This window comes from Flavobacterium sp. ZB4R12 (genome assembly GCF_048276375.1).
Lineage (GTDB): Bacteria > Bacteroidota > Bacteroidia > Flavobacteriales > Flavobacteriaceae > Flavobacterium > Flavobacterium gawalongense.
The window spans coordinates 96,072-106,448 of record NZ_JBLNKS010000017.1; the positions used below are offsets into that span (position 1 = coordinate 96,072).

Consider the following 10,377-nt stretch of genomic DNA (forward strand, 5'->3'; position numbering starts at 1 on the left):
TTTACTATTTAAATTTCACATTCAAACCAAAGGCAAAACTTCGGGTACGCGGATAAATACCATTATCGCCTCCAAAGCCATTACTACCACTCATATTTAATTCGGGATCAATTCCTGAATAGGGTGTAATCAACAGTAAATTATTTCCGGTAAGAGAAAGGCGAACAGATTCAATGTATTTGATTTTTTCAAAATGAAAATTGTAGCCAACAGTTACATTTTCTAATCGTAGAAAAGAACCATCTTCAAGCCATAAATCAGAACCATATTTAGAAGTGAATAATCCTAATGGAATGGCACTGTCTAAAATATTTGCTTTACCGATATTTTCTAAATAACTTAAGCTTGATCGCAAGCCATTGTATATTTTGTTTCCTCCTGATCCTCTCCATAACATAGAGACATCTAAATTTTTATATTGGAAAGTCGGGTTAAATGCATACGTATAAGTTGGTAAAGCAGAACCTTTTATCAAACGATCCGGGCTTGTATTTCCTTGGTCAATGATTCCATTTCCGTCAACATCAAGTACAGTTTCAGAATTTGCATTGTCTTTTCCGGTATGATGTAAGATGTTGAAAGTCCCAATAGGTTGTCCAGCTATCAAAAACGAACTTGGTCCCCAAGACACATTATCAGTGTTTAACGGAACTCCGTTGATACTACCGCTTAAGTTTAATACTTTGTTTCTCAATAAAGATAAATTCCCGGCAAGTGTAAGTGTCGTGTTTTCTGTTTTTATCAAATCATACCCTAAGGCAACTTCCAGTCCTTTATTTAACAGACTTCCTACGTTTGCTTTTATTGTATTGTAAGGGAATGGAGGTTGTGGAACAGTATAATCAAATAAAAGATTATCAGTAGTTGCTGTAAAAACATCGACAGTTCCTCTGATTCTGTTGTTTAAAAGAGCAAAATCTACTCCGATATTGGTTTGTTTTTTTGTTTCCCAACGTAAATCTGCATTAGCATTTTGAGTCACATTGAAATTGGTAATTTGTTGACCTCCAAAATAAGTTACTCCAGATCCACCCACTAATGAAATAGAATTTTGTGGAAATAACCCTTGCTGGTTACCCGTAACTCCATATCCACCACGTAATTTTAACTCGCTGAAAATAGTTTGGTTAGCCATAAAAGGTTCTTTGTCTATTTGCCAAGCTGCCGAAGCTGAAGGGAAATCTCCCCATTTATTATTTATACCAAATACTGAAGAACCATCTCTTCTGATACTGGCCGTAAATAAATATCGGTTTAAAAACGAGTAATTTACACGTCCTAAAAATGAAACTAAGGTTCTGTCATTTTTATAAGAACTAATATCTCCTGGTTGTACTTTTGATAAATCACCCAATTGCAACGCATTATAAGTGGCAATATCATTGATAAAACCTTTAGCTTGAGCAAAATTACCCTGATAGGTTTGATTTTGCCATTCGTATAATGCCAAAGCGTTGATGCTGTGGTCTCCAAATACTTTTTTATACGAAAGACTAATATTCATTAATCTTTCATTTTGTCTGTTGTTACTAATGTTAGCGTATCCTTTTTGGTCCATTGCATATGCATTAGTCGATTTGGCAGGAAGATAATATCCATTTGTACTATTCGTTTTTCTCCAACTTCCAAACCAACCAGCTGTTAAACCTTTGTATAAATCTAAATCAGCTTTTAGGCTTCCAAATAAATTGTCATATTGTCCTTGATTAGTAACAGTTTGTGCTGCTGCATAAGGATTTAGGTATTGAAAAATATTAGGATCTGTAAAATAACTTCCATCAGTATTGTAAACAGGATCCGTAGGGCGCATTACATAGGCATTTGTAATTAAATTAGATGTAAATGCTGCTCTTCCGATGCTTCCAATACTATTAGTTGCATTGGTAACTCCACTGTTAAGATTGAAAGTCAATTTTAATTTATCATCCATCGCCGATTGAGTGGCTTGAATTCTACCGATATATTTTTGATTACTGGTGTTGATAACAACTCCATCTTGTAAAATAGCACTTATCGAAGCTCTATAACTAAATTTATCTGTTCCTCCACCAAAAGATAACGTATGCGTTTGCGTAGCGCCACTTTTAGTAAGAATACCATACCAATCCGTATCTGAGCCATGATTAGCCGAGGCAGGAACGCCAACTAATTGCGCTTGTTGCCACCATTGATCAGCATTCAGCATGTCTAGTTTTTTAGGAATATAATCGATAGCCATTGAGCTAGAATATTCCACAGATGTTTTTCCTGCTTTATTTTTCTTGGTACTAACAATAATTACACCTGCAGCACCTCTTGAACCATAAACAGCAGTAGCAGAAGCATCTTTTAATATGTCCATCGAGGCGATTTCACTTGGAGGAATTTGGTTTAATAAATCCATATTTCCTTGAACACCATCCACAACAACTAAAGGATCATTTCCACCAATTAAAGAAGATATTCCACGAATTCTTACACTTGGTGCCGTACCTGGCTCACTACCCGTTTGGGTAATATTTACTCCGGCCATTTTACCGGAAATTAATTGTAGTGGGTTGACAACCGCACCTTGATTCATGTCTTTTGCAGCAATTGAAGAAACTGCACCTGTAACATCTTTTCTGGTAGAAGATCCATAACCTATCAATACAACTTCTTGTAAAGAAGTTGTTTCTGGGAAAAGTTGAATAATGCTATTGTCTTGATTTGCAGAAACTCTTCTTTGTTTATATCCTATATATGATATCAGAAGCATGGCTTCACTGTCTTCAACGGTTATTTCAAAATTTCCGTTAGCATCAGTAATAACTCCTTTTTTTGTTTTTTCTTCAATGATGGATGCACCGGGAAGAGGCATTCCATTTTCATCAGATACTTTACCTTTGATAGTCTTTTTTAGATAAAACTTCTCATCTGTTTTTTCAATAAGAGGTTTTTTCAAAATAATTTGAGTATCCCGAACTTTAAAATCCGTACCAGTTCCTTTGAATAGTTTATCTAAAACTACATCAATTGTTTGGTCCTTTACACGGATAGAAATGATACGATTTAAATCAATATCATTCATTTTGTAAATAAATCGAAAATCTGTTTTTTGCTCAATGGTTTCGATAACCGTTTCCACGGTTGTGTTGTTTAATTCTAAACTTACTTTTGTTTTTTGGGCATAAGTATTAGCTCGAATATTAAACATGGCCACCAAAAGAAGGAGAGTAGTTAGTTTCAATTTTAGGTTATTTTGGAACAATGGGAATTGTATCCCACTATTCTTTGGTTTTTTTTTCATAATTTTGTAAATAGATTGTATTTAATCAGTTAGGTTCAATCACTTATTCAATCGGAAATTGTTCGCAGCTCTTTCCGATTTTTTTATGCTTCAATAGTTAACTCGTCATTTTTCATTAGTTTTTAAGGGTTATTTAATTAGTATCTCATTGTTTTTTATTGTGTAATTAATGCCGTGAACATCATTAAAGTAACTCAGTACTTTCTCTATTGGTTCATCACCAAAACTGGCATAAAATTTCTCATTAGCCAATTTCTTGTTTTGGTTAACAATTGTAACATTGTAATGTCTTTCCAGTTTTTTTGTTATATCGTTAAAGCTCATGTTTTTAAATGTCAATCGCCCTTCCATCCATGAAGTATAAACATCAGTAATAACAGGTTTAGTTTCAATATGATTGTCTTTTCTATTAAAACTACCTTTGTATCCGGGTTTAAGAACGGTATTTTTATTGGCGTCAAATTTCTCATTTGCAGTATATAAACCTACAGAACCTTCTACTAAAACTACATCTGTTAAATTATCTTCAGGATAACTGGAAACATTAAAATGAGTTCCCAAAACACGAATGTTCAAATTATCTGCATTGACTATAAAAGGGTGTTTTTTATCTTTTGTCACATCAAAAAAGGCTTCTCCGTCCAGAAAAACCTGTCTGTTTTCACCGGCAATAAATCGTACAGGATATTTAAGTGTGGTTCCTGAGTTCAGATGTACAATTGTCCCGTCAGATAATTCCAATTCAAATCGTTTTCCGTATGGAATTTTAATGGTATTGTAAACTAGTTTTTCTAAAGGGGTTTCAGTATCGTAGGCAATTTTATTTCCATTATGATTAGCTACAACATTTCCTTCGGAGTCGGTTACTTGGGATTTTTTACCGGCTGAAATAATTTGAACATCACCGTTTGCTAATTGCAAAGTGATTTCATTGCTATTTATAATTGGATCATTTTTTTGTTTGAAAAAACCGTGTTGATAAGACCAGCCAATGGATAACAAAACAATAATCGATGCTGCAACAGAAATGTATTTGAACATTGGAAACTTTTTGGTTTCAATCGCTGTTGATTCCGTTTCTTTTGCGCTAATTAATATTTTAGAAAATATTTTATCTGCAGTCGCTTCATCCATTTCTGGAATTTCGTCAACTAGTATTTTTATGTCTTCAACTGCTGGGAAATCATTAGTAAGTCTGTTTTTTCTGTAATAGTCAACAACTTCATTACTTTCTTCCAAATTGCATTGGTTTAAAATAAATTTATGAAGTAATTTTTGTATTTCTGAATTTTCATTCATTTCGAATTGGGTTTTTTGATCCTGTACTATATAATACAGTTGAAGTGGAGTTGACTACTACTCAAACGTTATAAATTTTTTAACTTTAACATAAAATAATTTAAAAAAAAATAGCTATAAGACTTGTAATCCCTTGTTATTACTGATGTCGGTTGATTTTTACGAAATAAAATTTTTTTAAAAAAAAGCCAAAAAAAATCACCCATAAAGAGTGATTGAGGTCTTAATTTTTTATATTGATTTATAAGATGCCATCATGACCTTTAAAAAAAAGGCGTATTGATTCCAGTGCTTTACTCATTTGGCTTTTTACGGTATTTACAGAAATGCCTAATTCATGGCTGATTTCTTCATAGGTTTTACCTTGTTTGCGCGACATTTTAAAAATAAGTTTGCGTTTGGGAGGCAGTTGTTTGATGGCTTGTTTTTTTAGTCTTTTGCAATCGGCTTCTCGAATGGAATAATCACCCTGATCATGAGATTTTTGACTTTTGTAGAAAATCTCTTCTTTTAGAAGTTCATCATTGGCGGCTTTATTCAAAAAATTAAAGGCTTGATTTCTGGCAATGGTGAACAAATAGGATTTAAAGGATTGCTCTAAATTCAAGTTTTCTCGATTCAACCAAACTTTCAAAAATACTTCTTGAACATTTTCTTCGGCTAATTCTTTTGACTTCAGAATACTAATGCTATAGCCATAAATATCTTGGTAATAGAAATCAAAAAGGGAACGAAATGCTTTTTCGTTGTGATTTTTGAGTTCACTAACCAATAATTGTTCGCTATAGTTTTTTGTTTCTGACATTAATTTGGATACCCTTTATTTTTTTGGGATTATAATAAGACACTCTCAATTCTAGCCTCTTAATTGCCTGATGAATTAGCAAATATATAAAAATATTATTCGCATCGATTCCTTTAAGTCAAAAAGGATTTTTAATTTATTCACAAAACTTTGGAGATAAGTAGTGCGGTTTGAATAAAAAACGGGATTCCGTTTAACTCGAAAATAAAATTTGTAATAAAAAAGCTTCCAGTCTTCAAAAAAGGCTGGAAGCTTTAAAATATAGAAAAAGAAATATTAATTCTTTAAATCCTTAATTACTTTAAAAGCGACATCTACTTCATTTTCGCTTACCAAAATTGTAAACTCATTTGAAGTCGAAATTACTTCGTTAATGATAATTCCTTCCCAAGCCAAACGCTGAAAAATGAAATAGTAAATACCGGGAACTACGATATTTTCTTTAGGTAATTTTACCGTAATCGAAGCCAGATTGTCCAGTTTTTGAATCAATTTTTCGTTGGCAAAGTGCTTGTCCACTAAATGGTTTATCGTATTACTTACCACAATATTGGTTTCGTTTACGCCTCTTGATGAGGTATAAAAAATGTCTGGGAAAGCATTCAAATCGGTAATTAATTCAGCTTGTTTGTTTAAAACGGTATCTGATGCTGCAAAAGTATAATCGGTTAGTTCAGAACGAACTGTGATTTCTCCGATGTTTTTTATTACTTTATTTATTTTATGATTTAATCTAAAATCCAACTCTTCCGTAAGTCTTTTTAGAGACATAACGACTGCTCCTTGTTTTACTTCTTTACCAAATTCAGATTCCAATTCTGTCATTATATTTCGGGACAAGGAAGTCAAATTAATGATTCCAAGAGATAAAGCATTTAATAGAAAAGGCTTTGTTTTGATGTAATTTTCTACAATGGATGAAACAGTTTTCATAATGTATTAGGTGTTTTTACTTAGTTTTTACTTAGTTAGAGTGTCAAAAATCTCCGCAAAGATAGATAAAAAACAATTTGTTACAAATATAACATTAGTTTTTTTTGTTAAAAATGATAAAAAGCATCTATAAGGTGTTCAATTACAAAAGATTTGCCTTCTTTATGGATGGCAATGATGTCAAAACGGACTTCAATATCGATATTTTTGTAAATTACGTATGCATTTACGGCTTTTACGAGCAGTTGAATTTTTTTTGGTTTTACAAAATCCTGTGGTAAACCAAATTCCAAGGATGAACGGGTTTTTACTTCAACAACGGCGAGTATGTTTTCTTTTTGGGCAAGAATGTCAATTTCAGCCTTTTGGAAAGTCCAATTGGTTTCAAGTATAGTATAGCCGTCTTTTTGCAGGTATTCTACAGCCATTTCTTCTCCAAATTTTCCCAGTTCATTGTGTTCAGCCATAAAAAAGTGTTCAGTATTCAGTCGCAGTATTCAGTTCGTAAACATCTGCATCAAAAATCGTTAATCAACAATCAAATATTCAGTGTTCAGTCGCAGTATTCAGCTCGTGAACATCTGCAATCAAAATTCGTTAATCAACAATCAGCAATCAAATATTCAGTGTTCAGTCGCAGTTTTTTAAACTTCTACAATCAAAAATCGTTAATCGACAATCTTAAATCAAAAAAAGTGTTCAGTCGCAGGTGTTTAGATCGAAAAACTTCTGCAATCTAAACTCGTTAATCAACAATCAACAATCAATCTTTTTTATTCAAAAATAACGCTACTAGAATTTTCATTCAAATGCATAGTTACTTTACTTCCCAAAATCAAGGCTCTGTTATCATGAATATGTCCCGCCGGAAAATTATAAATAACAGGGATGTTGTATTTTTTAGTGACATCATCTATAATTTCAAGAGCATTTTTTCCCCAAGGAATATCATTGTCTTTCATTTTTGACATGGATCCGACAATAATTCCCTTAATACTTTCCAGGCAACCATTGCGTTTTAAGTTCATCATCATACGATCAATATGATATAAATATTCGTCCAAATCTTCTATAAACAAGATTTTATCGGCACAATCTATAGCCGATTTGGAACCAAATAAGCTATACAAAATAGATAAATTCCCGCCAACCAATTCACCGGAAGCATCACCAAATCGATTCATTGTATTTGGTTCAATCGCATATTTTAAGGATTCCCCAAACATGGCTACTCGTAAGGATTCAATGGCTTCAGGAGTTGCTTTTGGGATACTGATGGGCATAATACCATGTATAGATTTGAAACCCATCGTGTTCAAATGATTGTGCAAAACAGTGACATCGCTAAAACCAATAATCCATTTTGGATTTTGTTTAAAGTTGGTAAAATCCAATAAATCAACCATTCGTACCGTACCATAACCACCGCGAACACACCAGATTGCCTTAATGTTTGGATTGTCTAATTGTTCCTGGAAATCGGCGGCACGTTGTTCATCCGTACCCGCCAATTGATTATCATCTAAACCAATACTTTTTCCAATGACGACTTCCAATCCCCAACTGTGTAACAGATCTATTGCAGGTTTAAGGTTGTCGTCTATGTTTTTTCTGGCTGTTGCCAAAATGGCTATCGTGTCTCCTTTTTGTAAAATAGGTGGTGTTATCATTAGTGTATGGGCTTGAGAATTGAAAGATTGGAAAACAAAAATAAGAAATAGGAATTTATATAAAACATAATTTCTGTTTATAAAAGTAAATCGGGTAGCATGCATATTTGTTGCTTTTTTCTAAAATAAATCCAATAATGAGGTCTTTAATGATTAAAACAAAGATAGACAATTACAAAATAATTCTAAGTTACATCTTCAAATGACTATTTTTACAATAAACGACAAAATTAGGGAATACAGCTATGACTGAAAATAAATTTGTACTTATGAGAATTACCCGCCTGATTCCTTTTTTATTTTTATTTTTTCCAATGATAAAATCGGATGCTCAGCAAAAAAAATATCTGATTCATACGGTTGCATTCTATAATTTCGAAAATCTTTTCGATACGATTAACGACCTTAAAACTAATGATGAGGAATGGACGCCAACAGGAATGCAGCGTTGGACATTTCAAAAATACCAAAAGAAATTGGAGAATCTGGCAAGAGTTTTATCCGAAATAGGTTCTGCCGAAAATCCCGATGCGCCCACATTTATTGGAGGTTGTGAAATTGAAAATAGAGGTGTTCTGGAAGATTTGATCAAACAACCCAAACTGATTGGTAAAGATTATGGAATAATACATTTTGATTCACCGGACAAAAGAGGAATTGATGTGGCTTTATTGTACCAAAAAAAGCAGTTTCAACCCACAAATTACACTAGTATTCCCTTGTATGTTTATAAGAATAATACAAAAACGGCAGCAATTTTAAAAACGGAATCTGAAGAAAAAACCGATGATGTTATGCAAATAAGCACACAAAATTATCGGATTTATACTAGGGACCAACTTTTAGTAACTGGATTTCTGGATGGTGAAGAGATTAATGTTATTGTCAATCATTGGCCATCGCGATCAGGAGGTGAGAAAAAATCAAGCCCTTTTAGGGAGGCTGCAGGTGCTTTGAACAAAAAAATAATAGATTCCCTGCAAAGAATAAAACCAAATGCAAAAGTCATTACGCTTGGGGATTTAAATGACGGACCCTACAATAAAAGCGTTAAAGTGGCGCTTGGCGCAAAAGCAAAAAAGGCCGAGGTGCTCCCGCTTGGAATTTATAATCCGTTCGAAGAAATGGCCAAAAATGGAATGGGAACTCTCGCTCATCGGGATGCCTGGGATATTTTCGACCAAATCATGGTCTCACAATCCTTATTAGTAGCGGATTATTCTTCTTTTCGGTATTGGAAAGCAGGAATTTACAACAAATCATTTCTCATACAAACCAGTGGTCAATACAAAGGATATCCATTGCGACATTCTGCTACCGAAGTGGGATTTAGCGATCATTTTCCAGTTTATATTTATTTAATTAAGGAAAAAAGGTAGTTTGCGATTATTTATTCAACTTAATAGTTTGACTTTTTTTCTAACCATTTAAGGCATTTAAGAAAATGTAAATTAGTAGTCAACATCATTATTTATTACAATTTATATGACCTTATATTTCTTATAGGATTAAATGATTTCATCTATTTTTTAATTTCATAACTTTACATTTAAAAATTAGAAAAAATGGCAATAGCAAAACCTTTCAACCTCAATAAATGGATAGATGAAAATCGTAATCTGCTTAAACCGCCAGTTGGCAATAGAAATTTGTACAGAGAATCCGGCGATTATATCGTCATGATTGTTGCGGGTCCTAATGCCCGAAAAGACTATCATTATAACGAAACGGAAGAATTATTTTACCAACTCGAAGGTTCCATAAAAGTGATTATTCAAGAAGATGGTGAGCGCAAAGAAATGGAACTTCATGCTGGCGATATGTACCTTCATCCTGCCAAAATTCCACATTCTCCGGTGCGTTCCGAGGGTTCAATAGGTTTGGTAATCGAAAGAAAACGAGCTGGGAAAGGCTTTACAGACGGATTGATGTGGTTTTGCGATAATTGCAACCATAAATTACACGAAGTCTATTTTGAATTGCATAATATCGAAAAAGATTTTCTGCCTCATTTTGAACATTTCTATAATTCAGAAGCATTGAGAACGTGTGAAAAATGCGGAACTGTTATGGAAACCGACCCAAGATTTGTTTAATCTGAATTAATTTCAGATTCTCTTTGCTTGGTGTCGATCATTTCGATTGCAAGAGAAATGTCACCCTGAGCGAATTCGAATGGAGGAGCTATTTAGCTTCGCTGAATCGTCGATTTCCCGCTGTGCGTTATATCTTTTCCTCCTTAAAGAAAGGAGAAAAAGGATGCCACTTCCATCCTACCGTGTGGGCACAAATTTTTATACATTAGAATAGAACACAGATTTGACAGATTAGACGGATTGTCACAGGTTTTTTTGATTATAACATGAAAAAGCCAACATGATTATGACATTTCGGGACACGAC

At 33.4% G+C, this 10,377-nt stretch carries 8 protein-coding genes; 2 read left to right on the top strand and 6 right to left on the bottom strand.

Annotated elements, in window-relative coordinates; genetic code table 11:
• Positions 1-4: 4 nt before the first annotated feature.
• The 6 genes from ACNO7W_RS13360 to ACNO7W_RS13385 all read right to left on the bottom strand — a co-directional run bounded on the left by ACNO7W_RS13360 (position 5) and on the right by ACNO7W_RS13385 (position 7,975).
• The gene (locus ACNO7W_RS13360) at positions 5-3,268 is read right to left on the bottom strand and encodes a TonB-dependent receptor (RefSeq protein WP_417938515.1); all 3,264 of its coding nucleotides are present in this window, start codon (positions 3,266-3,268) and stop codon (positions 5-7) included.
• Positions 3,269-3,397: 129 nt separating this feature from the next.
• On the bottom strand, positions 3,398-4,567 hold the full coding sequence (locus tag ACNO7W_RS13365; RefSeq protein WP_417938516.1) for a FecR family protein: 1,170 nt from the start codon (positions 4,565-4,567) through the stop codon (positions 3,398-3,400).
• Positions 4,568-4,808: 241 nt separating this feature from the next.
• Entirely contained in the window at positions 4,809-5,372 is a 564-nt protein-coding gene (locus tag ACNO7W_RS13370) for an RNA polymerase sigma factor (protein ID WP_417938517.1), read from the bottom strand.
• 276 nt (positions 5,373-5,648) lie between these two features.
• The gene (locus ACNO7W_RS13375; RefSeq protein ID WP_035669162.1) at positions 5,649-6,305 is read right to left on the bottom strand and encodes an aspartate kinase; all 657 of its coding nucleotides are present in this window, start codon (positions 6,303-6,305) and stop codon (positions 5,649-5,651) included.
• A gap of 107 nt (positions 6,306-6,412) precedes the next feature.
• The gene (locus tag ACNO7W_RS13380; protein WP_144064602.1) at positions 6,413-6,772 is read right to left on the bottom strand and encodes a YraN family protein; all 360 of its coding nucleotides are present in this window, start codon (positions 6,770-6,772) and stop codon (positions 6,413-6,415) included.
• Positions 6,773-7,078: 306 nt separating this feature from the next.
• Positions 7,079-7,975, bottom strand: a complete 897-nt coding sequence (locus ACNO7W_RS13385) for a S66 peptidase family protein (RefSeq protein WP_235891741.1) — start codon at positions 7,973-7,975, stop codon at positions 7,079-7,081.
• 269 nt (positions 7,976-8,244) lie between these two features.
• Here ACNO7W_RS13385 and ACNO7W_RS13390 point away from each other — a divergent pair, with 269 nt between their 5' ends.
• Positions 8,245-9,354, top strand: coding sequence for an endonuclease/exonuclease/phosphatase family protein (locus tag ACNO7W_RS13390; protein ID WP_417938518.1), 1,110 nt, complete (start codon positions 8,245-8,247; stop codon positions 9,352-9,354).
• Between the two features lie 186 nt (positions 9,355-9,540).
• A complete protein-coding gene (locus ACNO7W_RS13395) occupies positions 9,541-10,071 on the top strand; it encodes a 3-hydroxyanthranilate 3,4-dioxygenase (protein ID WP_417938519.1) in 531 nt (176 codons plus the stop codon).
• Positions 10,072-10,377: the final 306 nt, after the last annotated feature.

Excerpts from the sequence above, each read along its gene's own strand:
- ACNO7W_RS13360 (WP_417938515.1), bottom strand. The coding sequence starts at position 3,268 with ATGAAAAAAAAACCAAAGAATAGTGGGATACAATTCCCATTGTTCCAA.
- ACNO7W_RS13380 (WP_144064602.1), bottom strand. The coding sequence starts at position 6,772 with ATGGCTGAACACAATGAACTGGGAAAATTTGGAGAAGAAATGGCTGTA.
- ACNO7W_RS13395 (WP_417938519.1), top strand. The coding sequence starts at position 9,541 with ATGGCAATAGCAAAACCTTTCAACCTCAATAAATGGATAGATGAAAAT.
- ACNO7W_RS13390 (WP_417938518.1), top strand. The coding sequence starts at position 8,245 with ATGAGAATTACCCGCCTGATTCCTTTTTTATTTTTATTTTTTCCAATG.
- ACNO7W_RS13365 (WP_417938516.1), bottom strand. The coding sequence starts at position 4,567 with ATGAATGAAAATTCAGAAATACAAAAATTACTTCATAAATTTATTTTA.
- ACNO7W_RS13375 (WP_035669162.1), bottom strand. The coding sequence starts at position 6,305 with ATGAAAACTGTTTCATCCATTGTAGAAAATTACATCAAAACAAAGCCT.
- ACNO7W_RS13385 (WP_235891741.1), bottom strand. The coding sequence starts at position 7,975 with ATGATAACACCACCTATTTTACAAAAAGGAGACACGATAGCCATTTTG.
- ACNO7W_RS13370 (WP_417938517.1), bottom strand. The coding sequence starts at position 5,372 with ATGTCAGAAACAAAAAACTATAGCGAACAATTATTGGTTAGTGAACTC.